The 26708-nt window shown below is 67.4% G+C and carries 24 protein-coding genes; 11 read left to right on the plus strand and 13 right to left on the minus strand.

All coding sequences use genetic code 11. The features are described 5' to 3' along the window. Positions 1–2: 2 nt before the first annotated feature. On the minus strand, positions 3–1376 hold the full coding sequence (locus FIV34_RS03855; RefSeq protein WP_139979845.1) for an FAD/NAD(P)-binding protein: 1374 nt from the start codon (positions 1374–1376) through the stop codon (positions 3–5). Positions 1377–1424: 48 nt separating this feature from the next. After that, positions 1425–2003: a cysteine dioxygenase gene (locus tag FIV34_RS03860; RefSeq protein ID WP_139979848.1), complete on the minus strand. Its 579-nt coding sequence runs from the start codon at positions 2001–2003 to the stop codon at positions 1425–1427. 162 nt (positions 2004–2165) lie between these two features. On the opposite strand from FIV34_RS03860, the gene FIV34_RS03865 reads away from it, so the two are divergent. Further along, entirely contained in the window at positions 2166–2456 is a 291-nt protein-coding gene (locus tag FIV34_RS03865) for a hypothetical protein (protein WP_139979851.1), read from the plus strand. 48 nt (positions 2457–2504) lie between these two features. Here FIV34_RS03865 and FIV34_RS03870 read toward each other — a convergent pair whose 3' ends face one another. Both FIV34_RS03870 and FIV34_RS03875 read right to left on the minus strand, forming a co-directional pair. Continuing rightward, complete coding sequence (locus FIV34_RS03870; protein ID WP_139979853.1) at positions 2505–3167, minus strand: energy transducer TonB; 663 nt, start codon at positions 3165–3167, stop codon at positions 2505–2507. Between the two features lie 145 nt (positions 3168–3312). Next, positions 3313–4140, minus strand: coding sequence for a universal stress protein (locus FIV34_RS03875; protein ID WP_139979855.1), 828 nt, complete (start codon positions 4138–4140; stop codon positions 3313–3315). A gap of 115 nt (positions 4141–4255) precedes the next feature. Here FIV34_RS03875 and trhA point away from each other — a divergent pair, with 115 nt between their 5' ends. Continuing rightward, the gene (gene trhA, locus FIV34_RS03880) at positions 4256–4921 is read left to right on the plus strand and encodes a PAQR family membrane homeostasis protein TrhA (RefSeq protein ID WP_139979857.1); all 666 of its coding nucleotides are present in this window, start codon (positions 4256–4258) and stop codon (positions 4919–4921) included. Between the two features lie 7 nt (positions 4922–4928). On the opposite strand, the gene FIV34_RS03885 is transcribed toward trhA, so the two are convergent. The 3 genes from FIV34_RS03885 to FIV34_RS03895 form a co-directional block, all read right to left on the minus strand. Then, complete coding sequence (locus FIV34_RS03885; protein ID WP_139979859.1) at positions 4929–6695, minus strand: DUF885 domain-containing protein; 1767 nt, start codon at positions 6693–6695, stop codon at positions 4929–4931. 71 nt (positions 6696–6766) lie between these two features. Continuing rightward, complete coding sequence (locus tag FIV34_RS03890; protein WP_139979861.1) at positions 6767–7249, minus strand: DUF456 domain-containing protein; 483 nt, start codon at positions 7247–7249, stop codon at positions 6767–6769. Beyond that, complete coding sequence (locus FIV34_RS03895; RefSeq protein ID WP_170207508.1) at positions 7249–8019, minus strand: DUF3298 and DUF4163 domain-containing protein; 771 nt, start codon at positions 8017–8019, stop codon at positions 7249–7251. Before FIV34_RS03895 ends, FIV34_RS03890 begins: the two co-directional genes overlap by 1 nt. A 95-nt stretch (positions 8020–8114) precedes the next feature. Here FIV34_RS03895 and FIV34_RS03900 point away from each other — a divergent pair, with 95 nt between their 5' ends. Then, a complete protein-coding gene (locus FIV34_RS03900; protein WP_139985671.1) occupies positions 8115–8765 on the plus strand; it encodes an RIO1 family regulatory kinase/ATPase domain-containing protein in 651 nt (216 codons plus the stop codon). 18 nt (positions 8766–8783) lie between these two features. Here the strand turns inward: FIV34_RS03900 and FIV34_RS03905 are convergent, their stop codons facing one another. Beyond that, positions 8784–9560, minus strand: coding sequence for a ferredoxin--NADP reductase (locus FIV34_RS03905; RefSeq protein WP_139979865.1), 777 nt, complete (start codon positions 9558–9560; stop codon positions 8784–8786). Positions 9561–9806: 246 nt separating this feature from the next. On the opposite strand from FIV34_RS03905, the gene FIV34_RS03910 reads away from it, so the two are divergent. Together FIV34_RS03910 and FIV34_RS03915 are read left to right on the plus strand one after the other, a co-directional pair. Further along, positions 9807–10199 (plus strand): hypothetical protein, encoded by a 393-nt coding sequence (locus tag FIV34_RS03910; RefSeq protein WP_139979867.1) that lies wholly within the window; start codon positions 9807–9809, stop codon positions 10197–10199. Further along, positions 10196–10717: an energy transducer TonB gene (locus tag FIV34_RS03915; RefSeq protein ID WP_139979869.1), complete on the plus strand. Its 522-nt coding sequence runs from the start codon at positions 10196–10198 to the stop codon at positions 10715–10717. Before FIV34_RS03910 ends, FIV34_RS03915 begins: the two co-directional genes overlap by 4 nt. 95 nt (positions 10718–10812) lie before the next feature. Here FIV34_RS03915 and FIV34_RS03920 read toward each other — a convergent pair whose 3' ends face one another. Beyond that, a complete protein-coding gene (locus FIV34_RS03920; RefSeq protein WP_246058742.1) occupies positions 10813–13806 on the minus strand; it encodes a TonB-dependent receptor in 2994 nt (997 codons plus the stop codon). Positions 13807–14526: 720 nt separating this feature from the next. Between FIV34_RS03920 and FIV34_RS03925 the strand changes: the two genes are divergently transcribed. From FIV34_RS03925 to FIV34_RS03935, 3 genes are read left to right on the plus strand one after another with little or no spacing between them, the layout of a single operon-like run. Beyond that, on the plus strand, positions 14527–16698 hold the full coding sequence (locus FIV34_RS03925) for a hybrid sensor histidine kinase/response regulator (RefSeq protein ID WP_139979873.1): 2172 nt from the start codon (positions 14527–14529) through the stop codon (positions 16696–16698). Then, positions 16695–17546: an alpha/beta hydrolase gene (locus FIV34_RS03930; protein WP_139979875.1), complete on the plus strand. Its 852-nt coding sequence runs from the start codon at positions 16695–16697 to the stop codon at positions 17544–17546. The genes FIV34_RS03925 and FIV34_RS03930 overlap by 4 nt, the downstream gene beginning before the upstream one ends. 11 nt (positions 17547–17557) lie before the next feature. Next, positions 17558–20647: a sensor histidine kinase gene (locus FIV34_RS03935; protein WP_170207509.1), complete on the plus strand. Its 3090-nt coding sequence runs from the start codon at positions 17558–17560 to the stop codon at positions 20645–20647. On the opposite strand, the gene FIV34_RS03940 is transcribed toward FIV34_RS03935, so the two are convergent. Beyond that, positions 20638–22419, minus strand: a complete 1782-nt coding sequence (locus tag FIV34_RS03940; RefSeq protein ID WP_211352706.1) for a glycoside hydrolase family 97 protein — start codon at positions 22417–22419, stop codon at positions 20638–20640. The two genes, FIV34_RS03935 and FIV34_RS03940, sit on opposite strands and share 10 nt — an antisense overlap. 124 nt (positions 22420–22543) lie before the next feature. Here FIV34_RS03940 and FIV34_RS03945 point away from each other — a divergent pair, with 124 nt between their 5' ends. Next, positions 22544–23380, plus strand: coding sequence for a methyltransferase domain-containing protein (locus tag FIV34_RS03945; protein ID WP_139979880.1), 837 nt, complete (start codon positions 22544–22546; stop codon positions 23378–23380). Here the strand turns inward: FIV34_RS03945 and FIV34_RS03950 are convergent. From FIV34_RS03950 to FIV34_RS03960, 3 genes are all read right to left on the minus strand, one after another. Then, the gene (locus tag FIV34_RS03950; RefSeq protein WP_139979882.1) at positions 23377–24291 is read right to left on the minus strand and encodes a hypothetical protein; all 915 of its coding nucleotides are present in this window, start codon (positions 24289–24291) and stop codon (positions 23377–23379) included. The two genes, FIV34_RS03945 and FIV34_RS03950, sit on opposite strands and share 4 nt — an antisense overlap. A 70-nt stretch (positions 24292–24361) precedes the next feature. After that, positions 24362–24850 carry a hypothetical protein gene (locus FIV34_RS03955; protein ID WP_139979884.1) on the minus strand — a complete coding sequence of 163 codons (489 nt, stop codon included), beginning with the start codon at positions 24848–24850 and terminating at the stop codon, positions 24362–24364. A 97-nt stretch (positions 24851–24947) separates the two neighbouring features. Beyond that, positions 24948–25760, minus strand: a complete 813-nt coding sequence (locus FIV34_RS03960) for a plasmid replication/partition related protein (RefSeq protein WP_139979886.1) — start codon at positions 25758–25760, stop codon at positions 24948–24950. A 167-nt stretch (positions 25761–25927) separates the two neighbouring features. Between FIV34_RS03960 and FIV34_RS03965 the strand changes: the two genes are divergently transcribed. Together FIV34_RS03965 and FIV34_RS03970 are read left to right on the plus strand one after the other, a co-directional pair. Beyond that, the gene (locus FIV34_RS03965; RefSeq protein ID WP_139979889.1) at positions 25928–26314 is read left to right on the plus strand and encodes a VOC family protein; all 387 of its coding nucleotides are present in this window, start codon (positions 25928–25930) and stop codon (positions 26312–26314) included. After that, positions 26311–26700 carry a DUF1801 domain-containing protein gene (locus tag FIV34_RS03970; RefSeq protein ID WP_139979891.1) on the plus strand — a complete coding sequence of 130 codons (390 nt, stop codon included), beginning with the start codon at positions 26311–26313 and terminating at the stop codon, positions 26698–26700. The genes FIV34_RS03965 and FIV34_RS03970 overlap by 4 nt, the downstream gene beginning before the upstream one ends. Positions 26701–26708: the final 8 nt, after the last annotated feature.

Raw genomic sequence — 26708 nt, forward strand, 5'->3', positions numbered from 1 at the left:
CGCTATTTGGCGGTGAGCATGTTGGCCACGGACTGGGCCTGCTTGCGGATTTCCGGGATCGCCGTGGATTCCCACAGCGCACCGCGCAGCAGGCTGCCGATGGCGAACAGGTTGCCGCGTGGCTTGCCGTTGCCGTCGAGCAGGTGGCCATCCGGCTGGGCGGCGAGGCCCAGGCCCATGCGGTCCGGCGTCACCAGGTCGTCGATGACCAGCTGGCGCATCAGCGTGTGCTCGGTGCGCAGCGTGTCGGTATTGAGGCCGACGGTCTGGATGACGATGTCGTAGGTCTCGCTGACCGTCGTGTCCTTGCCCGTTTCGCGGCGCACGACATCGAGGTCGCCGTCCATGCGCAGCGATACCGATTGCATGCGTCCACGCATGCGGGTGAGCTTGCACGCGGCTTCCAGCTTGCCGACGGCACGCGCCACCTGCGGCGGCATGCGATGGCGTGCGCGTTCCCACGCCCAGCGTGCGTGGCGAAGGAAGCGCGCACGTTCGCTGGCAGGCAGGTCGTTCCACAGGCCCTGGGTGTACGGACGCATGCCGTCGACCACCGTGCGCCAGTCGTCGGCGCTTTCCGCCGCTTCGCGCAGGCGATGCAGCCAGCCGCGGACATTGGGATCGTCGCGCATCGACTCGACCAGGTCCGTGCCGTCGTCACCGGGCGCGGAGGCCGCGGCGAGATGCGGTTCAGGCAGATGGCCGTGGCGGGAGAGGGCGGTGAAGTGGGCGTTCGGCCAGCGTGCCGAGAGGTCGAGCATCACATCGACGGCCGTCAGGCCCAGGCCGATGACGAGGACACGCAGCGGGCGGTCGTCGCTTTCGACGCCGGCCAGGTACGGCCACGGGTCGGTGACATAGCGGCCACTGGCGAGCGCGGCATCGGCCACGCCCGCGAGCGGGCGCGGCGGCAGCGAACCGATGGCCAGCACGGCGGCTTCCACGTGGGCTTCTTCGTCGCCATAGCCGACGGCCACGCCTTCGGGCGACGGCACGAGCGACTCGGCGGCGAACGGCATGACGTTGATGTCGTGGCCGAACTGGGGCGCGTTCTTGATGGCCGCGTCGACGCGCGACTGGAGGAAATCACCGTACAGGCGACGCGGCAGGAAATCCGACCCCTTCACGGTCGGATCCAGCGCCTGCGCGTACTCGAGGAACCCGCCGGGCTTGCTGACGAACATGCCCATGGACGCCGCGCGGACGTTGAGCAGGTGGCGTTCGGAGGGCGTGCCATAGGCCACGCCGCGGCCCGGCTGCGCGCTTCCCGCGAACCAGGTGAGATGGAGGGGCCTGGGCGTCCTGCGTTCAAGCAGTTCGCTCACCAGCGTCGCCGCTGCCGCGCCACCGCCGATGATGGCGACTTTCTGAAACATGTGTACTGGTCCTTCGCCCGATGGCTGGGGTGGAGGGCCGTGAGACCGTCAGGCCGTCAGGCGTCCCGCGATAAGTGATTGCCTCGGTCGTGCGATCCAGTGTCCCGAAGGACCGGGCTGCTCATACGCGAGGTACTGTGCCAGATCGCCACCGTACACGTGAAGCGTGAGCGCCGTGTCGTGCCGCGACAAATTGCGGCAGCGGTGCGCGTGATCGTCCACGCCTTCGAACCAGGTGGCATCGCCCGGGCCAAGCCAGGTGCGGCCCACGCTGCGCAGGGTTTCGGCCGTGCCGTCCTTGAGGAACGACTCAACCTCGAGCGCGCCGGCGATGGTGGCTTCGAGGCCCCACAAACCGCCGTGATCGTGCACCGGCGTGGCGTAGCCAGGCGGCCAGGCCATCACCAGCACGCTGGCAGCCGGCTTGCCGCGCTCGGCGAGCATCCAGCGTTCAAAGCCCCGGCGGCGCTCGCGCAGGGCGCCCAGGGCCTGGGTGACTTCGTCGTGCCGTGCGTGCAGCGCACTGCCGAGCTCCCGCCCCATGGCGGCGAGGTCCGGCACGGGCGCGTCCGAGTAATCGAACGCGATATCCCGCAAGGTTTTGATGATGGAAGAACGCTTACCCATGGATCGGGCGGCCCCGTAGATCGACTGGCGCCAGTGGATCATGGCACCTGTTAAACAGGCGTAACCCCGGTCTTTCGCCAACTGCTTTAAACGCTTTTCCGCGGCCCGGCATCCTAGCGTTCGTACCGCCCATGGAGGCGGCTGATGCACGGAGACGTACCCATGATCGTCCTGACCTCGCTTATCGTCCTGTTTGCCGGTTTCTGGCTGGCGTTCGCCATTGTCGGCGCCCTGCTGAAGCTGGTGTTCGGCATCATTGGCGGCGTGTTCCATGTGATCGCCAGCCTTGTCGGCGCCCTCGTCGGCGGCGTGCTGATGCTGGCCATCGCCCCCGTGGTCGCCCTGGCGCTGCTGCCGGTACTCATCCCGGTGGCCATCGTGGTCGGCCTGGTCTGGCTCATCGCCCGCGCCAGCCGCAAGCCGGACGTGGTGGTGATGCCCGCCCCCCGTTAAGCCCGACCTGCCGGTGGGCCTGGTTCCCCAGGCCCACCGTGCCATCGCTCAGAGGTTGTGCAGGTCAAACGTGACCGGGATGCGTGCCCAGGCCTTGACGTGCTGGCCGTTCTGCACCGCCGGCTGGAAGCGCCAGGCCGACAGCACCTGGTTGCGAGCCGCGTCATCCAGCACCTTGTGGCCACTGCTGCCCTCGATCACCACCTCGAGCGGCTTGCCGCTCTCGTCGACGAGGACCCTCAGCGTGACCGTCCCCGACATGCGCCCGCGGACCGCTTGCGTCGGGTACTTCGGCGCAGGCGCCGCCACGTAGGCCAGCGTGGTTTCCACGGGCGCCGCCTCCACGGCGGGTGCCGGGGTGGCGGGCGCTTCCACCATGGGGGCCGCCTGCATCGTGCCTTCGTCGGACGGCACGGCCGCGACCACCGGTGGTTCAGGTGCCACCACGCGTGGTTTCGGCGGGGTGGTGGGTGGCACCTTCGGCAACGCCTGCAGCTTGATGTCCGGCACCGGTAGCGGTTTTGGCGGCGTGGGGTGGTCGATCAGGATGATGCTGGGGGGCGTCGGTCTGAACGTGACGATCTCAGCCACCATCGGCCGCATGACGGCGATAAGCGCGGCGGCATTGAGGGCGATCGCCGCACTCATGGCGACAATGCGAACGGCATCCGGATGAAGTCCGGACAGGGCCTGCGGACGGGCGAACGACATGAGCCACCTCCTTCAATGTGGGTGAAGGTGTTGCGTGTGCTTGCGTGCTGCATGGTCGGGAACACGGCCGGTGGGGACCGGCGGGGATCGTGTTCAGGTCCGGTGCCAGATTAGGCAGGGCGTTAACGAACTTGCAATAGTTTCATCAGTGCGCAACGAGCATCGGGATATCCGACTGCATGAAGAGGAAGCGCGTCGTCCCGCCGAGCACCAGTTCGGAAAGACGCGAGCGGCCCCAGGCGCCCATCACGATCAGGTCCGCGCCGGTCTCGTGGGCCACCTTGAGCAGTTCCGGGCCGGGCGCCGACAGCGCTCCCTCACCGAGCTTGAGCACTTCGGCCTTCACCCCATGGGTATCCAGCCAGCCGCAGATGTCGGTATCGGGCAGGGCGCAGGTACCCAGTTCCTCGTCGCGGCTGCCGTCCACCACCGTGACCTTGCCGGCCTTGCGCAACAGCGGCAACGACGAGCGCACCGCCAGCGCCGATTCGCGGCTGCCGCTCCAGGCCACCAGCACGTTTTCGCCCAGGGTCTCCACCGGCGCGGTGTCGGGGACCACGAGCACCCCGCGGCTGGCCCCGAACACGGTGCGCGAGACCACGCCGAAGCCGACCGGTGCGTCACCGCGCATGGTCGACGAGCGTTCCATCACCACCAGGTCGTAACCCGCCGAGGCATGGGTGAGCAGGGTCACCGTATCGCCATTGCCCACGCGCCACTTGCCCTTGAGCCCGTTGGCGCCGAGCAGGTCGGCCCAGTCCCTCGCGACGGCCCGGGCGTCGGTGGCGCGCTGGCGCACCGCATCCAGCTGCATCGGCACCGCCTCCGGCACCGTGAAGGCGGCCGCCGGCATGTCCACCACATGGATGGCATCCAGCCGGGCATCGATGCGCGAGGCCATGGCCAGGGCGGCGCGCAGGCCGGCGCCCTGCAGGGGCAGGCGGGGGACGTTCAAGAGGAGTTCGAGGGTCATACCCGCATGGAACACCGCCCGTCGCGCGGTGGCAAGCCCCGCTATTGCGAATGTTTCGCATCGGGGCCCGCCATCGGGTACCCTCGGTAGCTACTTTGTGCAGCGCGGAAAAACCATGACCCTCGACAGCGCGCATCCGCGCTACGGTTTCGGCGAAGAGGTCGCGAGCAGCGTGATCCACGGGCTGGGCATCGTTCTCAGCATTGTCGGGCTGGTGGTGCTTGTCGCGTTTTCGGCCATGCATGGCGACACGCGTTCAGTGGTGGCCAGTTCTGTTTTCGGCAGCACGCTGATCCTGCTCTACACGGCGTCCACGCTGTATCACTCGGTGACCGGTGGCCCGGCCAAGCGCGTCTTGCGCACCCTCGACCACATCGCGATCTTCCTGCTGATTGCCGGCACCTATACGCCGTTTACGCTGCTCGCGTTGCCGGGCGCGTGGGGCTGGGGCCTGTTCGGCACCATCTGGGGCCTGGCCATCCTCGGCAGCGCCGCGGAGCTCGGCCTGCTCAAGCGTTACCGCAAGGCCGCGGTGGTGATGTACGTGCTGATGGGCTGGGCCGCCATCGTCGCGATCGAGCCGCTACGCGAGAACGTGCAGACCGGGGGCCTGGTGCTGCTGTTCGCCGGCGGTGTGGCGTACACCGCCGGCGTTCCCTTCTATGTCGCCCGGCGCATGCCCTACGGGCACGCTATCTGGCATTTCTTCGTGCTGGCGGGCAGCGTGCTGCATTACCTCGCGATCCTGCTTTACGTACTGCCCGACGCTGCCGGCCACTGACCGGCGATTATTTCTTCTTCAGCTGTTCCGGAATGAAGCGCGTGCGCACCGCGTCGGCCAGCAGGTCGGGCGGGAGCAGGCCCTGCGCGATCAGGAAATCATTGAAGGCCTTGCGGTCGAACTTGTCGCCGAGCTTCACCTGGGTTTCCGCACGCAGCTGCAGGATCCGCGTGTAGCCGTAGAAATAGGCCGTGGCCTGGCCCGGTGAGTTCAGCGTGTAGCGGTCCAGTTCCTGGCGCGCCATCGGCTCGGACAGGCCCACGTCGTGGACGAGGATGTCGTGTGCACGATCGCGCGATACCAGGCCGAGGTTGAGCATCGGGTCGAGGAAGGCACGCGCGGCGCGCAGCAAGCGGAACTGCAGGGCGATGAACTGGCCTGCCGGCGGCTCGTACGGCACCATCTCTGCTTCGGCGTACAGCGCCCAGCCTTCAACGTTCACGCTGTTGAAGGCGAACAGGCTGCGCGTGAGCGAGACGCCCTGTTCCACCATCGCGGCAAACTGCAGCTCGTGGCCCGGGCGGCCTTCGTGCGCGGTAAGCGTCCATGCGGCGGCTTCAAAGGTGAAGTCGTCGTACATCTGCGAGTTGTCGCCGTTGGCCGGCGGGTTGCCCGTGGTCAGCACGAACGTGCCGCGCTGCCCGGTGTTGTTGATGAACGGGGGCGGATCCATGTGCGGCGCGGGCGTGCGCGCGTTCTCGGCTTCGGAGGCGAGACGCATGGCCAGTTCGCGCTTGGGCAGTTCGACGATGCGCTGCTTGCGGATCGTGTCTTCGATCTTGCCGATCACGGCGTGATACGTCGGGACCACCTGGTCCTTCGCGAGCTGCTTCTTCTTCAGCGCCTTCAGCACGTCGCGGTAGTCGCCGTCGGGCAGGCCTTCGGCCTTCGCCACCACCGGCGCCAGCTGCTGCAGCGCATAGGAGGTTTCCATGAACTCCAGCTCGGCGCGGGCGATGAGATCACGCGGCGCGATGTCCAGGCCCACCTGCTCCAGGTTGTAGGCGTACATCGGTTCGGGCAGGCGGAAATCGGAACGCGAACGCGGCAGCACCGTCTTCGTCACCCAGGCGTTGTAGTCCTTCAGCTGCTTGTCGAGCTTGGCCATCGCCTCGTCGCTGCCGCTGATCTTCTTTTCGGCAAAGAGCTTGCGGATGCCATCGACGTAGCGCTGCGTATTTCCCAGCTTCTGTTCGACATCGGCTTTCACCGGGCCCAGCAGCTGCTTGTCGCCGAGCTTCTCGGTGGTGCGCGCCTTCGCCTGGTCCACGAGCGGCGTGCAGCCGGCGGTCATGCCGACATAGCACTTCAGGCGGCCCAGCGCCGAGGCGTTCTGCTCGGGCGTGCTCTCCGCATTCAGCAGGGAGAACTCGCCGCTGAAGATCATCTGCCCGGCGTCGAACCACGGCAGCATGTATTTGTCGTTGAGGTCGATGCCCTTGATGTTGCCGTCGATCTGCTTGAGCAGGATCTGCAGGTCCTGGTGGACGTTGGGATCCTTCTCTTCCGCCAGGCGCTTGTCGAGCTTGCCGCGCAGTTCCACCAGGGCGGCGCGCTGGCGCTTGTCGACATCCGGGCCGAGGTCGGCCGTTTTCTCGTCGTATCCCTTCACGCCGATATCGGTGGCCGATTCCGGGCTGAAGCGGGCGGTGAGGTCGAGCAGAAGCTGCGCATCGGTGTTGCTGCGGGCGATCCAGGCGGGCTGCGCGGCTTCAGCGTGCAGGCTGCCCACGGCAAAGGTGACCGCGGCAGCGAGAGCGAGTCGTCGGAACATGTGTGTCTCCCCAGTGAAGTACCCGGAGACTAGCCGGGACGTCGCGGGGCCGCCATGTGCCACCGGATGGGTCAGGCGAGCAGCAGCGCCACGCCGGCCATGCCGAGCATCAGGAAGGAGATGACCACCTTGGCCAGCATGCCCACCAGCATGCCGACCCAGGTGCTGACGCCCACGTGGGCGGAGCGCAGGATGCTCTTGCCCGAGCTCAGCTCACCCGCCACGGCGCCAGCGAAGGGGCCGATGATGAGCCCTGGGATGCCGAAAAACATGCCGACGGTGGTGCCGACACCCGCGCCCCACAATGCCCGTGGCGTGGCCCCGATCTTTTTGGCGCCGAGTGACGCCGAGACGAAATCCAGCGCCACGCCCACCGCGCCGATGATGCCGATGGCCACCAGCCAGCCCCAGCCGAGGTGCTGGTACTCGTCCACGGCCGCCGCCAGCCAGATGCCGCCGAAGATCATGGGAATACCGGGGAGCACGGGCAACACGGCACCCGCCACGCCGCCGACGATCAGTGCGGCGGCCAGCAGGTAAAGGGCGAGGTCCATCAGCGGAAGGCCTCGCGGTATTCCGGCTTCAGGTAGGAGAGAAAGGCCTGGCTGGGCACGTCCACGGCCTGGGGCCCGGCCACGTACGCCGCCACCTGGTACGGCGGGAAGATGAAGGTGAGGCCGTGCACCTTGTCGTCCGGCCCCGTAAGCAGGCTGAAGACACGGTAGTGATCCTTGCCGGGTGCCGTGCCTTCCTCGATCTGCTGCGTGTCGGAGGCCAGCGGCTCGTCCTGGTCGTCCAGCTGGGTGATCAGCTGGCGCCGGGCTTCCGAGGCAAAGACGGTTTCCGCCCCATCCGGGTCGGCAAACATCTCGCGGATACCGACCACGCGGCCCACTTCCTTGTCGAAGGTGAAGCTGTCCACGATGGGCGCCGGGTGCGCACCACCGGTGAAGGCCTGGCCATCCACCTGCACGTTGATGAAGCGGTCCGTGCGCGCCGAGACGGCGATATCCAGGTTCAGGTCCCACGGGATTTCACGGGCGCGATCTCGCGCACCGGGCGCGTCCAGGCTATCCAGGAAGGCGCGCTTCTGCCGGTCGACATAGCGATCAATCGCGTGGCGCAGGGCATCCGCCCGCGGCGGCAGGTCGGGCAGGGTCAATTCCATGGTGTAGAGGCCGTCCTCGCCGGAACGGGTATCCTTGTCGGCACTCGCCTGCGCGGGCGGGGCCGTATGTCCACCGTTCGTCCGGTCGGCGCCGTCGCGACAGGCGGCGAGCCCGGCGGTGGCGATGACCAGCGACAGGATGTGTCGCACCAGCATTTCGGCATTCTCTCCCTGCGAGGCTCGCATCTTAGCGTAGCCATCGTGTGGCGGAGAGGATGTCAACGAACTGAAGGAACCGTGTGCAGAACGCGATGACGGAATCCGTCACCCTGCTCAAGGCCGACGAGCTCGGCCGCATTGAACGCGTGGAGCGCGACGGCGTCGTACTCATTCGCCGTGATATCGCCGCGGCGCGCTGGTGGGCGCGCGGGTTTGCCCGCCGGGCCGCCGCGCGTGAAGCACGCGCGCTGAAGCGTCTGGATGGCATCGATGGCGTGCCGCGCCTGCTGGCCTGGAATGGCCGCGTGCTGGAGCGCAGCTACATGGCCGGCCAGCCCATGCAGCTGGGCCGCCCGCTGGATCCGGCGTATTACCGCGATGCCCTGCGCCTGCTGGCCGTGCTGCATCGCCGGGGCATCGTGCACAACGACCTGGCGAAAGAGCCGAACTGGCTGGTCCGCGAGGATGGCAGCCCCGGGCTGGTCGATTTCCAGATTGCGTGGACGCGTGGCCGCCGCGGATCGCTGTTCCGCCTGCTGGCGCGGGAAGACCTGCGCCATCTGCTCAAGCACAAGCGAACGTATGCGGCGGAACGGCTGAGTGCCCGCCAGCGCGGCATCCTCGCCCAGGCCGCCCCGCATTCGCGGCTGTGGCGGGCTACCGGCAAGCGCCTCTACAAGCTCATTGCAAGGCGCATTTTCGGCTACTGGGACAACGAAGGGCAGGGCCGGATTCGTAAATGAGCCGGGCCCGGCCGGGCCTTACTTTTCGACGAAGGCGCGCTCGATCACGTAATCACCCGGCTCACGGGTGCGCGGCGAGGCCTGGAAGCCTTCACCGTCCAGCAGCACGCAGATGTCTTCGAGCATCGACGGGCTGCCACACAGCATCACGCGGTCTTCCGCCGGGTTGATCTGCGGCAGGCCGGTGGCACGGGCCATCTCGCCGTCGGCGATGGCATCGGTGATGCGCCCGCGGTTGCGGAAGTCTTCACGGGTGACCGTCGGGTAGTAGACGAGCTTTTCGCGCACGAGGTCGCCGAGGTATTCGTGGTTCGGCAGCACGTTCTCGATGTAATCCGAATACGCGAGGTCTTCCACGCGGCGCACGCCGTGGGCGAGCACGATGGTGTCGAAGCGCTCGTACGTTTCCGGGTCGCGGATGATCGACAGGAACGGCGCCAGGCCCGTGCCGGTGCCCAGCAGGTACAGGCGCTTGCCCGGCTTCAGGTCATTCAGCACCAGGGTGCCGGTGGGCTTGCGGCTGACGATGACCGGATCGCCCGGCTTCAGGTGCTGCAGGCGCGAGGTGAGCGGGCCGTCCTGCACCTTGATGCTGAAGAACTCCAGGTGCTCTTCGTAGTGCGCGCTGGCGATGGAATAGGCGCGCATCAGCGGCCGCCCGTCCACTTCCAGGCCGATCATCACGAAGTGCCCGCTCTCGAAGCGGAACCCCGGGTCACGGGTGGTGCGGAAGCTGAAAAGCGAGTCGTTCCAGTGATGTACGTCGATGACGTGCTCGGTCGCCAGTGCCACCATGGTGTGCGTTGCCTCTGAACAAAGTGGGTCGATGCCGCCGCGCCCCGCGCGGCAAGCCTTGGAATCAGCTGGGGAAGCGGCCCATGGGCCGCGCTGCCTGGCGCGTGGCGCCGCACCCCGTGGGGTGAGTGCGGGCGAATGGCTATAAGGATACGGCATCCCGGGGCCTCTCGCCGCAGGTGGCCCCATCCGGTCTCGCCGTGGTCTAAGATCGGGCGTTCGTCCCCCCCTCAAGTGAAGGCACGCATGACGCGACTGGCATACACCCCGGGCCAGGCCTGGACCTACCGTACCCGCCCCGGTGAAGAAGACTCGCGGGTGGTCATCCGGAAAATGGATATCGAGCCGGAGGATGGCGAGGTCTTTCACGTCTCCATCCTGGGCGTAAAGCTGCGCAACCATAAGGTGCCGGGTGGCCTGCAGCCGGCCATGCATCACGCGGCGGTGCTTCGCGCCACGCTGGAAAAGAGCCTGCTCGAGCACGTCGGCGACGGCGATGCCGGCGAACAGTGGAAGGACGGCTACGCGGTCTGGCGCCAGGCCTACGACAACGGCGACGCCGGCGTCTTCGATCTGTCCGTCGCCGATATCCTGGGTTACATCGAGATGGTGGTCGCCGCCTCGGGCGAAGCCCGGTGACCCGCCGCCTCCTTGCGGGACTGCTACCCCTCCTGCTGACCGCGTGTGCGCACGAACCGCCCACTGCACCGCCGAAGCCCGCCGACCCACCACGCGACGGCAAGGTCAGCTACGAAATCATGCCCGCCGGTAAAGCGGGCGAATACCAGATGCAGGACGGCCAGACCTCGTTCGGCGCGCAGCCCGTCACCAACGATCCGCCGGCGTACCCGGCGTCTCTCATCGCGGAAAATCGTGCAGCGACGGTCGTGCATGCCAAGGTCATCGTGGACGGTGACGGCAAGGTCACCGACGTGCGCGACCTCGATGCGGGCGGTGACGCCAGCCACGCCGCGTACTTCGCGGCGACGCGCGAGGCCGCCCTGCGCTGGACGTATACGCCCATGACCCTCGTGCAGGAGCACGAAGGCAAGAACGGCGTGATCAGCGAAACCCGCAGCACGGCACCCTTCAGTCTCGATTACGCGTTCCGCTTCGAGCTGAAAGACGGCAAGCCGGTGGTGACCACGTCGCGATAAAAAAATGCGCCCGGTCCTTTCGTCACCGGCAGGGGAGGAGCCGATGACGAAAGGTGGGCGCAAGCGTCACACAGGGATTGGATCGGTGGTGCTGTTTAGAAGTCGTACGAGACCGACAGGCGGCCGTAACGCGGGTCCTGCGTGATCAGCGGCGCGCGATACAGCGGGTGCGGCGTGCCACGCGACTGCCATTCCGTCGGGTAACGGAACACGGCGCGCTGCTGGTTGGTCACGTTGAACACGTTGGCCGAGAACGCCAGGCGACCGTCGCCCCAGGTCGGACGGTAGGTCAGGCCCAGATCCCACTGGTAGGTCCACGGCAGGCGGCCCTTGTCACCCGGGGGCGACGGCTGGCCATCGCACCAGTGGTACGCGGAACCGTAGTGAGCGGGGTCGGTCTGGTCCGGGCCGTAGTAGCCCAGGCAGACTTCCGGGGCGCCAGAGGCGATCTGGAAGTTGCTCGAGAGCTGCCATTCCGGAGCGAACTGCCAGTAGCCGAACGCCTTGAAGACGTGCGGATGGTCGTTGCCGAGCGGGCCGTTGGCGTAATCCATCACATAGCTGTTGTCCCAGTCCATGCTGCCGGCGGCGCCGTTCTGGCGCGAGTCGGTACGCGACTGGCCTTCCGTGTTGCCGAACGAATGCGAGAACACGTAATCGAACTTGCCGTACCACGTGCCGTCGAACTGGTGCTCCATGTAGAGCTCAAGGCTGTAGTACTTACGCTTGGTCGCGGGCATGCCCATTTCCTTGCGCGACAGGTCCACCGTGAACGGGTTGCCGGACGGGTCGAGCAGGGTGAAGGTGTTGCCGTGGCCACCGTTGACCAGGTAGCAGCTGTTGGTCGAACCGACGGTGTGGCCTTCGGCCTCGGCCTTCGAGGTGACGAGGTCGATGTCGCAGAAATCGTCGATGACGGTATTGAGCTTGCGCCAGGTCGCCTTGGCGCCGTACGACCAGTTGTCACCCAGCAGCTTGTCGAAACCGAGGATGTATTCGTCCTGGTTCTCGGCCTTCAGGTTCTTGCCGGCGACGGTGCGCGGGTCAGGCGGGATACCGTACGAGTTGTTACCCGAGACGACACCGCTCATCTGGGTCAGGCCGGTCGGTGTACCGTCCGCGGCGATGCCCGAGTAGGTGTAGAACTGCTGCGTGGCGGTGTAACCGGCGGCGGCACCCGTGGCCGGGTTCAGCGGCAGGCCGAGGTAGTAACGGCCGGCGTTCGCGTACACCTTGAAGCTGCCGTCACCGTTCACGTCCCACGACGCACCCAGGCGCGGGGCCCACTGCGGACGCGTCTGCTTGATGAACGGCTGGCTGAACTGGTTGTAGTCGGTGAACTGGTCGTTACGCAGGCCTGCGGTCACGAGCCAGCGATCGCTGATCTGCCACTTGTCCTCGATGTACTGCGCCTTCTGGTCGGAACGCACGTTGACCAGGTTGTAGTTGACGTTCTTGCTGACGTAGTAACCGGTCTCGCCGTTCGGGAACAGCGCCGGCGCCGGCACGAAGTTACGTCCCGGGGTGTTGTCGATCGCTTCGGTCGGATCCTTCTGGAAACCGTAGCCCCAGCTGTAACCCGGGCCCGGGCTGAACGTGCCGAAGTCGAGCACCTGCGACTTGACGTTGTCGATACCGGCCGACAGCGTGTGGTCGCCGGCGACGTACTGCACGTCGAAGCGAAGGTTGTTCGACTTGTTGCCACGGCCCGGCGAGCTGATGTCCGCGACCTGGGTGTTCTTGATCGCGCTGCCGCCGTTGAGCGCCGGGTTCTGGCTGCCCGAGCTGTCGACGCGCGCCAGGTCCGGATCGTAGTTGCCGGCCTGGTCATAGTTCTTCACCGACATCTTGCCGTACTGGGCACTGATGGTCAGGTTGTCGGTGATGTAGCCCGTGTACTTCGCGTTCCAGAAATCGCCGCCGACCTTGGTGTTGTTCACCGGGCCGATGGTGTTGGTGCGCGACATGTCGACGTAGTTGTAGCCGTAGCGCGTGCCGCTACCGGAGCGCTTGTCGCCGACGTCGGTGAACTCAAGGATGTGGTTATCCGTGATGTTCCAGTCGAGCTTGGTGTACCAGCGCGGGTTCTCGAACGTGTTGGTCGACGCGGGCGTGCTGCTGTCGACGGCATTGACGTTGCGCTGGCCGTCCTTCTCGAACTCGGCCGCCACGAAGAAGAACAGCTTGTCCTTGATCAGCGGGCCGCCGGCGTAGGCGCTGACGGTGGTTGCCCACTTATCGTTCTGGCTCTTCGGCTGGTAGAGGTCACCGGCCGGTGCCGACGAAGGCGTGTTCACGTAATGGATGTTCGGGCCCGATGCGCGTGCCCAGTTCGGCTCCCACAGGATCTGTGCGCCGAAGTGCCATTCGTTCGTACCGCGCTTACCGACCTGGTTGATCACGCCGCCGTCGGAACGGCCGTACTTGGCGCTGTAGCCGCCGGTGTAGATTTCCTGCTGGTCGATCGCGCCGTACGGCAGCTGGATGCCGCCGGCCGCGTTGAGCGGATCGGTGGTGTTGAAGCCGTTGACGTAGTACGCATTTTCGTTGGACGCCGCACCGCCGAAGCTGGCGAGCGAGCGGCCGGTGTCGCTGGTGAAGCCGCCGCCGTTGTTCACGACGCCCGGCGCCAGGCGAGCCACGGCTTCGGCGCTGCGGCCGAGCGGGAGCTTGGCCAGCTGCTCGGAGGTGATGACGGTGCGCGAATCGACCGAGGTGACGTCGATCGGCGGGATCGAGGTACCGGTGACGGTCACGCCGCTCAGGGAGGTGGCATCGGCGGCCGTCGCGGCGGCCGGGGCGGCGAACGAGACATCGGTGCTGGCGCCGACGCGCAGCTGGATGTTCTTGCGCGTATCGACCACGGTGCCGTCGCGCATCAGCGTGACGTTGTAGGTGCCGAGCGGAAGCTGGGTGATGGAGTAGTGGCCACGCTCGTCAACGGCGACTTCGCGGTGCAGGCCGTTGGTGCTGTCGACAACGACGGTCTGGTTGCCGCCGGCCGGGACTGAGCCGTTGAGGTTACCGGTGGTGGACTGCGCGTATGCGCTACCGACGCCGCCTAGACAGGTGCCCAGCGCGAGTGCCATGGCAGTCCTGCGAAACAGAAAATGGGTCTTCATGCCTTCCCCGAATGGTCAATGCCTCAAAGAAACGGCAACACGGGGCCGTAGCAGCGGGTACGTGCCCGCCGCTTTCGTTTACTGGAGCTATGAAGAGCCCCTCCCCGCGCTCCGTCGCAAAACGTCCATTTGCCTCGATCCAAATGAACTAGTCCGCAGATGTACAACAGGGGCATGGCATTGTCCAGCGCCTTTCGGTAGCCGAGCCGTGGCCGTATAGCCGTCTGAACGCCTTGCTGCTATGCAGCAGTAAATAAGGTAAGTCTGGGTATTTGTGCGATTTCATGGTGGCGGGGATGGCCCCCGGGGGCGCCTGGTTACCACCCCGTGAAAAGCCGAAAAAAACTTTCGAATCGGGCCATGGAATAACGCCTTTCATTCATCTTTCCGCCCACATTGGATCGTGGCAAATCTCAATGAAAGTGCGACCCAGATTATTTAACCCGGGTGGAAATGTCGGCGCCGCAACCGAAAACTGCAAAAACTGGGTTGGCAATTCGGCCTGTCCGACGGAAAGGGGTAACTCCGAAAGCCCAACACAGGCAGAATAGATACAAATGAAACTTCCGGAAGGCTGGCGGAAGGGCCCGGGTGGGATGCGAAAGTTAACGCAACCAGTCACTTGCCAGCCCCGCTGTAGAAACTAGACTAGGCCGGTATTGGGGGAGCGGTGGAAGTCAGCCTGGCATGAAGATCGATCGCGGTAGCGGCAAGCGTGCCGGGCCGGTGATGCTCAGCGAGGTCGCCGAGCGGTTGCGCAATCCGCGCATCGACCGCATCGTGGCGAGCTTCCGCGAGCATCACGTGTCGCTCGTGCGCACCGTCCTGCTCGGCTTCATCGTGGTCTGGACAGCCGCCTGGCTGGATGGCCCCACGGCCATGGCCCGCGAGTCCCATCACGTCTTCCCGCTCGTCCTGGCCCTGTTCGTCAGCAGCACCTTCTGGATGCTGTTCGTCCGCGCCGGCTGGCTGAAGGTGACACCCAGGCTCGATGCGGTAGGCCAGGTGGCGAACTTCGCCATGGTGGCGATGCTCCTGCATCACGGCTTCATGCTGGTGATCACCGTCACGGCCGTGCTGCCGTTCCTGTCGGTGGCCGTGGGCATGCGCTATAGCCGGCGTGCCTTCGCGGCCAGCGTGGTCGCCTCCGTGGGCATCCTCCTCGTGGCCGCGCCCGACGGCTACTGGCTGAATCGCCCGGCTTATGCGCTCTACGCGCTGGCGCTGACGGTGGTGCTGCCAATGACGCTCTACCGCATGATCGACGCGCTGCGCGAAGTCTCGGCCGAGGCCATCGCCTCGCGCGAAGCCCAGCACCGTTTCATCTCGATGATGAGCCACGAGATGCGCACGCCGCTGAGCACGGTGATCCACGCCGCCTCGCTTATCGACACCGACATGATGAGCGACGACCAGCGCCGGCTCGTGGCGCTGCTGTCCACCAGTGCCAATGCGCTCCTGCACCGGGTCAACGCCGTGCTCGACGTGGCCTCGTTTGCGGGCGGCAACTTCAACCTGCGCCAGCAGCCGTTCGCCTTCGACGAAGTGCTTGCGACGGTGGGCGCGGTCTGCCGCCCGGCCGCCGCCGACCGCCGCATCGCCTTCAGCCTCTCGCGCGATGCGTCCGTGGAAGGTGTGTTCACTGGCGACCCGGGGCGGATCGAACAGGTCCTCTCCAACCTTGCCTCCAACGCGCTGAAGTTCACCCCGCCCGGTGGCACGGTGGACGTACGGGTGGAGTTGAGCGAAGGCGTGGGTGGCCGCGATCCGATCATCACCTGCACCGTCAGCGATACCGGCATCGGCATCGCCGATGACGACAAGCAACGCATTTTCGATCCGTTCCAGCAGGTGAGCGTGGGCGAGAGCCGCCGCCAGGAAGGCGTGGGCCTCGGGCTGTATATCGTGCGCAATGTGTCGGCGCAGATGGGGGGCCATCTGGAGGTCACCGACAATCCGCTGGGCGGTTCCGTCTTTACCTGGCGCTTCCCGCTGCCGCGTGCCGCGCGTGGGGCCCGCAGCCTCGCGGACGTGCCGCTGGTGGACCTGCTCGACGCGCACCGCGCGCGCGTGGCGCCGCAGTGCTGCCTGGTGGTGGACGACAACGCGGCCAACCGCGAAATCGTCGGCCGGATCCTCGAGCGCGCCGGCCACTATTGCGCCTTCAGTGCCAGCGGCGACGAAGCGCTGGCAAGGATGAACCAGGGCCGCTTCGACCTGATCTTCATGGACCTGCACATGCCGGGCAGTTCCGGCTGGGATGTGCTGGGCCGCATTGAAGTCCTGCGGCGCACGCAGGCCGTGCCGCCCATCGTCATGCTCAGCGCGGATTCCAGCCAGGATGCCGTGCGCATCGCCTTCAAGTCTGGCGCACGCGCGTACCTGACCAAGCCGATCGCCGCCCAGCGCCTGCTCGACATCATCGAGACGATCGCCTCGGAACGCTCGCTGGCGACCGCGGCACAGGCATGGCAGCCGGAGCTGCCGGGCATGGAACCGCGCCTGGCGGGGACGGCGCCGCTGGACGACATGCGTGCGTTGGCCAGCCCCACGGAGTTCGCCAGCTTCCTCGATCTCTGCGCCACGGCCTCCGACGGCCACGTGGATACGCTGCGTGACGCCATGCTGGCCGGCGACATCGCCGCCGCATCGGAATCGCTGCATGCCTTGCGCAACGTGCTGGGCAATCTCGGCGTGCCCGGTGCGAGCCGCGTCTGCGACGACCTCGGCGTGCTGATCGACGCGGGCGGCGACATGCGCTCGGCGGTGCTGGAGCTGGATGCGTTGTGCCGTTCCGTGGGCCACTACGTCACCTTGCAACGGCGCCAGGCGGGCGCGATGGCGAGCAGCCACGCGTGATCCCGCTCGACGCGCTGGCGCACGACATCGAGGAACGCGAACGCGCGATGCCGGGGCTGAAGCCCGATAACCAGGCACGCATCGTGTTCCTTGACGGCGCGGCGCACGAGCGCCTGCCGCTGTCCGTGGTTTACCTGCATGGCTTTTCCGCCAGCCAGGCCGAAGGCGACCCCGCCCATCGCACGATCGCCGCCGCCTGCGGCGCGCACCTGTATCTCAACCGCCTCCACGACCACGGCTCGGACGAGCCGATGGCCATGGCGGGCGCCACGGCGCAGCAGTGGCGCGACGACGCCAAAGCGGCGCTCGATGTGGGCCTCGCGTTGGGCGAGCGCGTCATCGTCGTGGCGACGTCCATGGGCGGCTCGCTGGCGCTCGACCTGGCTGCCGCGCACCCGGATGCGATCGCGGCGCTCATCCTGTGGTCGCCTGGCATCCGGGTGTTCGACGAACAACAGCTGCGCGCCGTGCTGCCCATGCAGGGCCCGCTGGTGCCACCGGGCGAGCGCACGGCGTACCAGCGCCAGTACTGGTCGTCCGTGGTGCATTCGGATGCCTACCGCGCCATCGCGCGGCTGTTCGCCGAGCGCATGCAGGCCGACAACCTGGGCCACGTGCGTTGCCCGGTGCTGATGGGGGCGTGGGATGGCGGGCCGGGCGACAGCGACACACTGACCTCGGTGGTGGCGATGCGCGAGGCCTTCCGATGGCTGGGGACGCCACCTGGCCAGCGTCGCTTCATCGCCTACCAGCACGCAGCCCACGTCCTCGCCAATCCGAACCGCTCGCCCGCCGCGGCCCGCGTGCTCGCGGATGCCCTGGCGTTCCTCAAGGCGCATCGGCCATAGGTCGCAGGGACTTGCCCCCACGTTACCGCTATCGTGGCTCCCTGGAGACGATGGGGTGGGGCGTGCGCGGCAACCAGGTGATCACCGCGATGCGGGCGGCAGCGCTGGCCCTGGCCGGCTGGCTGGCGTTCGTCGGTGCGGCGTGGTCCATGGACACGCGCGACCGCAGTATCGAGCAGTTCTATCACACCGCCTGGACGGTGCGCGAAGGCGCGCCCGGGCAGGTCACGGCGCTGGCCCAGACCGCGGACGGCTACCTGTGGCTGGGCACGCAAACGGGGCTGTACCGCTTCGATGGCGTGCATTTCGAGCGCTACCGGCCGCGCGCGGGCGGTGACTTCCCCGCGTCCACCGTCGCCTCGCTCTACGCGCCACCGGAAGGTGGCTTGTGGGTCGGCTTCCGCTACGGCTTCGCCAGCTTCATCGAGGGCGACAAGGCCACGCATTACGGGGCGGCGGCCGGCCTGCCCACGGCCACGATCTACGCGATCGCCGGTACGCCGGACGGGCGCATCTGGGGTGCCACGTTCAACGGCCTGGTGGAACTGCACGACGGCCACTGGCGGATGGTCGGGCCGGCGATGGGCCTGCCGGGCGAGCGTGCGCGCAACCTGTCCGTGGATCGCGAAGGCCGGTTGTGGGTCGCTTCGGATGTGGCGCTGGCGTGGCTACCGCCGGGAGCCGACCACTTCGTCGTCGCCACGCAAGACGTCGGCAAGATCAACCGTATTGGTGAATCCCCTGACGGCACGATCTGGGTCGCCGATGTCGACCGCGGCGTGATGCCGGCATGGCGCGGCACGCGCGATCCCGCCGCGGCCGGCCCAACATTGCGCCTGCCGACCGCGGGCCTGCTGTTCGACCGCGATGGCGCGCTTTGGGTGCCGACGCTGGGCGAAGGCCTGCGTCGCGTCCCGCACGCGGATGCACTCGCCGGCCAGGTGGTGAACGCCGATGGCCAGGCCGCGCAGCGTTTCGTCGAGCGCGACGGGCTCACCTCCGACTACATCAGCGCGATCATCCAGGACCGCGAAGGCAATATCTGGGTCGGTGGCAGCCGCGGCCTGGACCGGTTTCGCGCCAGCCGCCTCCTGCCCGCGCCGACACCGTCCGGCGCCACGGATTTCGCCATCGTCCCCGCGTCCGCGCACGGCATCTGGGTGGGTACGAAGAACCGCCCGCTCGTACGCGTCGACACCTCCGGCGAGACCGCGGTCGCGTTTCCCCAGGCGATCACGGCGGCCACGCGCGATGGGCAGGCCACGTGGCTAGGCGGCCCCAACGGGGTGTGGACGCTGGAAGGCGACACGCCGAAGGCCTTTGCCACGCTGCCCGTGGAAGACTTCACCGGCGTGCAGGCCCTCGTGGGCGATGGCCAGGGCGGTGTCTGGGTCTCGATCAACCGCCCGGGGGTCTACCACTACAGCCAGGGCGCATGGCATCGCGAGCGCCTGCCGGCCGTCGCCAACGATCCCTCGCCGCTGGTGCTCGTGCGCGATGCGGCGAGCCGCCTGTGGATGGGCTTTGCGCGCGACACGATCATCGTGCGTGACGCGGCGGGCCACGACACGGTGTTCGGCTCGCGCGACGGGCTCAACGTCGGCAACGTCACCGCGCTGCTTATCGATGGCGATGCCATGTGGGTCGGCGGCGAGCACGGCATCAACATCGTGGAAGGTGGCCGCGTGCGCACCTTGCTTTTACAGACCGAATTGCACGGTGTCTCGGGCATCGTTCGCGACAAGCAGGGCGACTACTGGGCCAACGCGTCACAAGGCGTCGTGCGCCTCGACGGCGACGACGTGGCGCGTGCGCGACGTGAGCCTGCGTTCCGCGTTCCCGTGGCCTTGTTCGATTCACTCGATGGCCTGCCCGGCACGCCCGCGCAATTCCGTCCACTGCCCACGGCGGTGGTCGCCGATGATGGCCGCCTGTGGTTTGCCACGACCAGCGGCGTGGTGTCGATCGACCCGGCTGACGTCCCGCGTAATGCACGGCCACCGCCGGTGATCATTCGTGGCGTGATGACCGACACGGGTTTCACCCAGGCCACCGGCCGCATGGTGCTCCCGGCGAAGACGGCGCGCCTGCGCATCGTCTACACCGCGACCAGCCTGAGCGTGCCCGAGCGCGTCAGGTTCCGTTACCGCATGGACGGCATCGATACCCACTGGCGGGATGCCGGTACCGAGCGCGAAGCGGTCTACACCGATCCGCCGCCGGGGCATTACCTGTTCCGCGTCTCCGCCGCCAATGAGGATGGCGTGTGGAACGAGCAGGGCGCGTCGCTGGCCATCGATGTCGCGCCGGCGTTCTACCAGACCACCTGGTTCGCGATCCTGGTGGCCGTGCTGTGCGCCGCCGTGGTGTGGATGCTGGTGCTGATGCGTATCCGCCGCATCGAGGCGCAGCTGCGCGAGCGCCTGCACGAGCGGCACGCCGAGCGCGAACGCATCGCACGTGAGCTGCACGACACCCTGCTGCAAAGCATCCAGGGCCTGATGATGCGATTCCAGGCCGTGGCCAATCGCGTGCCGCAAAACGACCCGTTGCGCACGTCGATGGAGACCGCGCTGGACCGGGCGGAGCAATCGCTGGTGGAGGCGCGCGACCGCGTGCGCGACCTGCGCGACCACATGGGCGACATCCTGGACCTTGACGTCGGCCTTGTAGAGCTTGCGCGCGCCTATGCGGGCGAACATGCGGTGCCCATCACCGTCGATGCGCAGTCCGTCTGGAAGGGGATGGATCCGCTGGCGCGCGACGAACTGTATGGCATCGCCCGCGAGGCCGTGCATAACGCCGTGGCGCACGCCGGGGCCAGCCGTATCGACGTGAGCCTGCACCGCGATGGCGGCGAGGTGGTGCTCGGTGTCTACGATGACGGTTGCGGCATCGACCCCGACGTTCTCGAGGCCGGGGGGCGGCCCGGCCATTGGGGCCTGCGTGGCATGCATGAGCGGGCCGCCGCGATCGGTGGCAAGGCCTTCATCACGTCCACGCCAGGCGGAGGCACGCACGTCGTCGTGCGCGCGCCGCTCGCCCAGGTGATGCCGGCGCGCGCCTGGTGGTGGCGCTGGCTAAGCGGACGTCAGCGATAGCAGCCGTAGGTGAACTGGCCCTTCGCGACCGGACACAGCATCGCGGCGAACCCGCCATTGGTCGGCACATCGAACGATAGCGTCGCATCCGCGGTGACGTTCTGCGTCGAACGCGCGACATCGCCGCGTCCGCTGCCATCGCGGATGATGTCCGCCCGCCACGGGCCCACGCCCAGCGAGGCCAGCGGTACGCTGAGGCGGCGCGCGGGGCCGGCCGAGATGGCACCGATGAACCAGCGGTCGCCACTGCGGCGCGCGAAGATCGCCTCCTGGCCGGGTATGCCGGCAATCAGCTTCGTCTCGTCCCACGTGGTGGGAATCTGGTCGAGGAATGCGAGCGCGTTCGGGCGGCGCTGGTACGCCTCCGGGCTATCCGCCAGGTGCGTCCAGCCGGATTCGAAGACGATGGGCAGCGCCACTTCGTGGGCGATGCTCGCCTCCTGGCGGCCGACATCGAGCGCGACCGGCGTGTAATCCATCGAGCCCACGACGTTGCGGGTAAACGGCTGGATGGTGTTGCCCACGGCCGGCGGATCGTTCTCGGCGCCACGCACGCCTTCCATCGACATCAGGTGCGGCCAGGTGCGGGCCAGGCCATGCGGAATGGTCGCGCCGTGGAAGTTCACCATGAGCTGCAGGCGTGCCGTGTCGGCCAGCGTCTGGTCATACCAGCGGTAGCGCGCCTGGCTGTCGGATTCCATGAAGTCGATCTTGACGCCCTTCACGCCCCAGCCCTTCACGCGAGTGAGCCATTCGTTGCGCTTTGCCGGTGTATCCAGCTTGGTCCACGGGAACCACAGCAGCACGTCCACGTGCTTCGCGTTGGCGTAGCGCACCAGTTCGGGCACCCACGTGTCGCTCCAGCCTTCGTCGACGAGCACGTAAGGCATGCGATTGGCCGCGGCGAAATCGACGAAGGCCTTCTGCCGTTCAAAGTTCTTCGGGCTGACGTGGTCGCTGATCCACGACCACGCAACGCGGCCCGGGCGGATCCAATGGGTATCGGTGAGCTTCGAGGGATCGGCCAGGTCGTCGACGAGCGTGGACTCGGTGACCGTGGCGAGATCGCCGGTGATAACGGTACGCCAGGGCGTGACGCCGGTGCTGTCGACGCGGGCATCGGCCAGCGTGAGGCCGTAGCGCGGCGAATTTGCCACGTGGGCGAGGCGGCTGCCGTCGTAGCGGCCATCCGCGTTCGCTTCCGTGATCAGGACGTAGCGCTCGCCGCTGCGAAACAGCGACGGGTTGCCGTAGTCGCCCGTCGGCGCGCCGACGGCCGTGGTCTGGATGCGTTCCTTCTCGTAGCTGGGCTCATAGGGCAGCAGCCAGGCCTGCGCATCGGTGGGCAGCATGTAGCTGGTGGCCTCACCGGTCACCGTGGCCTGCGTCGTGCCGGGCAGCTCGTAGCGGAAGGCGACGCCGTCGTTGGCCACGCGCACGACGACGTCGAGCTTCTCGCCCTTGTTGTTCTGCAGGGCGTAGCGCGTCTCCGCGAGGTTGGCGTCGCGCACGAGGCGCTTGCCCGTGGTCATCTGGTAGTGCTCGACCAGGTTACGTTGCGTCGTGCCGATCAGGTGCAGGTCGTGGGTGAGGTCGCTGCCGGCGGTGCGCAGGCCCAGCGTTGCATCGACCAGGGCCGCGCCCTGCGGGTCGGTGATGCTCAGCACGGGCCGGCCGCCGTCATGGAACACCAGCGTGGCCAGCGGCGGCGTGGCAAAGGCCGGCATGGCGACCAGGGCGGTGAGGGCGGCGAGACGGCGCGGCATGGTCATCAGGGACTCCTTGGGCAGGGTTGCCAGGCCGCCGAGCATTCCACAGGCGCGCATGGCCGCTCAAGCAAGACGCCTCGCGCGTGAGAACCACGTCAACGTAAGGGCCGCGTGTACCATGCCGCGCATGACCGACGGACCCGCCGCCTTCCTGGCCCTGCTCGACGACGATCCGACCTGGCGCGTGCCGGGCGCGTTTCGCTGGCGCGCCGATGCGGCCGACCAGCTGGACCTGTGGCTGGTATCGCTGGACGACCCTGCGCAGCGCCAGCGTGCCGAAGTGTTGCTCGATGCGATGGCCGCCGCCGATGACGTGTTGTTCGCCCAGGTGCGCGATGCGATCCGTGCTGGCGAGGGGAGGGCGGCGCTCTCGCCGTGGCTGGACGTCGGTGAACCGACCGGTGCGCACTACGACGCACTCGATGCACTGATCGCGGGCGTCTTCGCCCTTGCCGAACCCGTGCCCGACGATCCGCGGCCGCCGGCCGACATGGTCTTCTACCAGCCGACGCCGATGCGGCACATCGTGGACGCCGTGCAGCGCGCCGCGCTGTCGCCGGCGGACCACGTGCTCGACCTGGGCTCGGGGCTGGGACACGTGCCTCTGCTGGTGCACGTGTTGAGCGGCGCCGCGGTGTCGGGCGTCGAGCGTGAACCGGCCTACGTGGCGAGCGCGCGTGAGGCGGCCGTGTCCCTGGGCCTGCCCGAGGTGAGCTTTACCTGCGCGGATGCGCGCGAAGCGGATATCAGCCGCGCCAACGTGTTCTACCTGTTCACCCCGTTTATCGGGCCGGTGCTACGCGACGTCATCGCGCGGATCGAAGCCGAAGCCCGCACGCGCCCGCTACGCGTCGTCGCACTTGGCCCCTGCACCCGCACCTTCGCTCGTCAGGCCTGGTTGCATACCGACGCGCCCGACCCCGAAGCGGCCGACCGCATCGTCATCTTCCACAGCCGTCGCTAGCGCTTCGCCGCAGGGAGCTTGCCGATGAGCTTTGCGCGAAACACCGTCGCCAGCACGTGGAAGCCGGCTTCATTCGGGTGCATTTCGTCGTTCCACTGGTCATCGCTGGTGAGCCGCCCGCGCAGGTCCACGTAGTCGAACATGCCGTGGTACGCCGCCGTGGCTTTCAGCGGCTGCAGCACGCGCTCCACGAAGCCATCGATCAGCAGCTTCACGAAGGCCTGCCACGCGGGAAGCCCGCCCGGAATCACCGGCTCGATCGCCGGGCCGATCCATGGGCCAATGGATTTCTTCAGCAACGCCGCCGCGCCCAGGTTACCCAGGCCCAGCTTCGCGTCGACGCCGATGCGCCGCGGGTAGTCATAGGTGTGGGCCAGGATCGGCACGTTCGGCTTTGCCGCGAGGAAGGTGTCGAGGAACAGGCCATACGCCTTGCGCAGGTCGTCGAAGCGGCCGGTGGCGACGATCACGTCGAACGCCTGCTGCGGCGTGAGGTTCGCCTTCCCGGCCATGGTTTGCTTCAGCCAGGTATCCACGAAATCGTTGCCGCCGGCACTGAGTAGCACCGCATCGAAGTTGAAACGTCCGAACCAGCCGACGAGGTCGTCCACGTTGTCCCGCGTGAACATGGAGCGGCTGGGGTGTTCCGTCTGCGGAATGGCCTGGTCGCCGCTGTGTTCGGCGCGGAAGAACAGGCCGCCCTGGCCGAGCAGCGGCACGCCAAGCTCGTTGTCGTGCGGCGACGGCGAGACGATCCAGTCGAGCATGTTCATGTACAGCGGGTTGGAGAACCACGAATCACCCTCGCAGAGGATGACCGGGACCCGATCCAGCCGCTTCTGGCTCTTCAGGCCGTTGTACAGGGCGCGGAACTGGCCGCGCTGGGACAGGGACGACGCGGGAACGGACATGGGGGGGAGCCTCGCGCGGCGGGGGTGCCGCCGATGCTACCGCTGCCGGGCGTGTCGCGCTGGGACGTGCTTAGCGGTGGAAGTGGCCGGTGGCGCCGCCGACCGAGATGCTGACTCCGCCGGTGGGGTGCTCACAGCTGCCAAAGGCCTGGGAGAGGCTCACCGCGCCGCCCTGGTAGCTGCCGCTGCCGCCGTGGCTGGCGCTGACCACGCCGGTGGTCACGCTGCCGTGCATCTGCGGCTGGTTGTAGGTGGCGTCGTCGCAGTGGGGGCCGTCGTCGGCCACGTCCGTACCGGAAAGGCGGCCGCTGGTGTCGCCGTAGTAGGTGCCGGGCGGATCCTTCGGGTGCGCGGGGGTGACCGCCACGCTTTCCTTGCCATTCTTCGAGCCGGTGTCCACCACCGACGACGCCGGGGCCGTTGCCGCGGCCGTGGTGGACGCCGGCGCCGGCACGTAGTTCGGCGGCAGGTTCAGGTTGAGCGGCTGTTTGCCCGCGTCCTGCGCCATGGCGGCGCCGGCGAGCAGGGAGAGGGCGGTGAGGGCGAGGATGGACTTCATGGAGCGCTCCGGGGGACCTGCCATTAAACGCTTCAGGGAGCGTCTGGTGTACGGGGCTTGGAACGCCCCGACAGGAGGGAGTTCCCGGCCAGCCCCATCATGCCTCTTCGGGCGCGCTAAGGGGCGGTTCGCCGAGGCGGGCGCGCAGGGCGTCGATCTCACGGCGCAGGTTGCGGTTCTCCGCTTCCAGCTCCGCCACCTGGTCGCGCAGGGCCATCACGTCGCCCGAGGGCTTCTCGCGCGGCTTGCGCTTGGATTCGCGGACCCGCTTGGCGGCGTCTTTCAGCTCGCGGTCGCCGGCCGACGCGGCCGCGCGCTGTTCGTCCTCCGGCAGCGAGGCCACGGCCGCGCCGGCGCTGATCGACAGGGCGCCGGATTTCACCGCGGCGACCACCTCGGGGGCGGCTTCCTTGCGGATCTTTTCGATCATGCCCACCTGGTTGGCGCTGATCCGGGCCTCGCGGGCGATTTCCTTGCGGTCGTCCGCGGGGTTGGCGCGCGGCGCCTTGGGCCGGGCGGGCTCCGAACCCGTGGCGTCAAACGGCAGGTCGGGGCCGTCGGCCTTTGCCGGGTCGTCGGCCTGGCGGCGCGCGGCCAGGATCTCGCGCTTGCGCAGGGCCAGCACGCCGCGCTGGAAATCCGAAACGCTGCGCCGGCCGAGGTGGTGCTCGATCATCCACAGGTGCACGTCGTCCAGCGACTGGAAGCGCTCGTGCTGCACCGTCTTGAACGGAATATCGTGCTTGCGGCAGATGCCGTAGCGGTTGTGCCCGTCCACCAGGGTATCGCCCCACAGCACCAGCGCATCACGGCAGCCTTCGGCCAGCAGGCTACGTTCCAGGGCCTCATGCTCGTCCGGCGTCAGCGGGTCGATGTAGGCCTTGAGTTCTTCGTTGATAACGATGTGCATGAAGGGAGCAAGTCGGCAGCCAGCGGGGCGGGCATTCTAGTGCCTGCGGGTCTCACGTGCAGCGACCGGGCGCCAGGGCGGACGACGGCGGGCCTGTTCAGCGCCGAACGGGCTGGCTAGGCTTGGGCAGACGCCCTTTCCTTCGCCGACCCAGGGATGCGTTCTGGATGAACTTCGAGACGGTTGAGATCAAGGCCTTCGTGCCCGCCCGCGACTTCGCGCTATCCAAGGCGTTCTATACGGACCTCGGATTTGAGGTGGCCTATTCGTCGGATGACCTGGCCTATCTGAAGGCGGGAGAGTGCAGCTTCCTGCTCCAGGCCTTCTACGTGAAGGAGCACGCCGAGAACTTCATGATGCACATGCTGGTGACGGACGTGGACGCATGGTGGCAGCGCGTCGAGGCGTCGGCGCTGGCCGAGAAGTACGGCGTTCGCGCGTTGCCTCCTGAAGACCGCCCGTGGGCGATCCGGGATTTCGTGATCACCGACCCGACGGGCGTCCTGTGGCGGATTGGAACAAACATCGACCGGGCGCCGGAGGATGCACGATGAAAGCGGCATCGGAGGAGATCGATCAGCGCATCGCCGATCTTGGCGACTGGCGGGGCGATGTGCTGGCGCGGATGCGCAAGCTCATCCACGACGCGGTGCCGGACGTGGTCGAAACCTGGAAATGGCGTGGCACGCCCGTGTGGGAGCACAACGGCATCCTCTGCACGGGTGAGAGTTACAAGGACAAGATCAAACTGACCTTCGCGAAAGGCGCTTCGATTCCCGACCCGGGCAAGCTCTTCAACGCCAGCCTCGATGGGAATGCCCGCCGCGCCATCGACATCGGCGAGGGCGCCAAGATAGACGCCACGAAGTTCAAGGCCCTGGTCAAAGCCGCCGCTGCCCTCAACACCGCCAAAAAAGCCGCCCCAAAACGCCCCCTGTAAGAGCGCAC

The organism is Luteibacter pinisoli (assembly GCF_006385595.1).
In the GTDB taxonomy this organism is placed as follows: domain Bacteria; phylum Pseudomonadota; class Gammaproteobacteria; order Xanthomonadales; family Rhodanobacteraceae; genus Luteibacter; species Luteibacter pinisoli.

Excerpts from the sequence above, each read along its gene's own strand:
- FIV34_RS03855 (WP_139979845.1), bottom strand. The coding sequence starts at position 1,376 with ATGTTTCAGAAAGTCGCCATCATCGGCGGTGGCGCGGCAGCGGCGACG.
- FIV34_RS03860 (WP_139979848.1), bottom strand. The coding sequence starts at position 2,003 with ATGGGTAAGCGTTCTTCCATCATCAAAACCTTGCGGGATATCGCGTTC.
- FIV34_RS03865 (WP_139979851.1), top strand. The coding sequence starts at position 2,166 with ATGATCGTCCTGACCTCGCTTATCGTCCTGTTTGCCGGTTTCTGGCTG.
- FIV34_RS03870 (WP_139979853.1), bottom strand. The coding sequence starts at position 3,167 with ATGTCGTTCGCCCGTCCGCAGGCCCTGTCCGGACTTCATCCGGATGCC.
- FIV34_RS03875 (WP_139979855.1), bottom strand. The coding sequence starts at position 4,140 with ATGACCCTCGAACTCCTCTTGAACGTCCCCCGCCTGCCCCTGCAGGGC.
- trhA (WP_139979857.1), top strand. The coding sequence starts at position 4,256 with ATGACCCTCGACAGCGCGCATCCGCGCTACGGTTTCGGCGAAGAGGTC.
- FIV34_RS03885 (WP_139979859.1), bottom strand. The coding sequence starts at position 6,695 with ATGTTCCGACGACTCGCTCTCGCTGCCGCGGTCACCTTTGCCGTGGGC.
- FIV34_RS03890 (WP_139979861.1), bottom strand. The coding sequence starts at position 7,249 with ATGGACCTCGCCCTTTACCTGCTGGCCGCCGCACTGATCGTCGGCGGC.
- FIV34_RS03895 (WP_170207508.1), bottom strand. The coding sequence starts at position 8,019 with ATGCTGGTGCGACACATCCTGTCGCTGGTCATCGCCACCGCCGGGCTC.
- FIV34_RS03900 (WP_139985671.1), top strand. The coding sequence starts at position 8,115 with ATGACGGAATCCGTCACCCTGCTCAAGGCCGACGAGCTCGGCCGCATT.
- FIV34_RS03905 (WP_139979865.1), bottom strand. The coding sequence starts at position 9,560 with ATGGTGGCACTGGCGACCGAGCACGTCATCGACGTACATCACTGGAAC.
- FIV34_RS03910 (WP_139979867.1), top strand. The coding sequence starts at position 9,807 with ATGACGCGACTGGCATACACCCCGGGCCAGGCCTGGACCTACCGTACC.
- FIV34_RS03920 (WP_246058742.1), bottom strand. The coding sequence starts at position 13,806 with ATGGCACTCGCGCTGGGCACCTGTCTAGGCGGCGTCGGTAGCGCATAC.
- FIV34_RS03925 (WP_139979873.1), top strand. The coding sequence starts at position 14,527 with ATGAAGATCGATCGCGGTAGCGGCAAGCGTGCCGGGCCGGTGATGCTC.
- FIV34_RS03940 (WP_211352706.1), bottom strand. The coding sequence starts at position 22,419 with ATGACCATGCCGCGCCGTCTCGCCGCCCTCACCGCCCTGGTCGCCATG.
- FIV34_RS03945 (WP_139979880.1), top strand. The coding sequence starts at position 22,544 with ATGACCGACGGACCCGCCGCCTTCCTGGCCCTGCTCGACGACGATCCG.
- FIV34_RS03950 (WP_139979882.1), bottom strand. The coding sequence starts at position 24,291 with ATGTCCGTTCCCGCGTCGTCCCTGTCCCAGCGCGGCCAGTTCCGCGCC.
- FIV34_RS03955 (WP_139979884.1), bottom strand. The coding sequence starts at position 24,850 with ATGAAGTCCATCCTCGCCCTCACCGCCCTCTCCCTGCTCGCCGGCGCC.
- FIV34_RS03960 (WP_139979886.1), bottom strand. The coding sequence starts at position 25,760 with ATGCACATCGTTATCAACGAAGAACTCAAGGCCTACATCGACCCGCTG.
- FIV34_RS03965 (WP_139979889.1), top strand. The coding sequence starts at position 25,928 with ATGAACTTCGAGACGGTTGAGATCAAGGCCTTCGTGCCCGCCCGCGAC.
- FIV34_RS03970 (WP_139979891.1), top strand. The coding sequence starts at position 26,311 with ATGAAAGCGGCATCGGAGGAGATCGATCAGCGCATCGCCGATCTTGGC.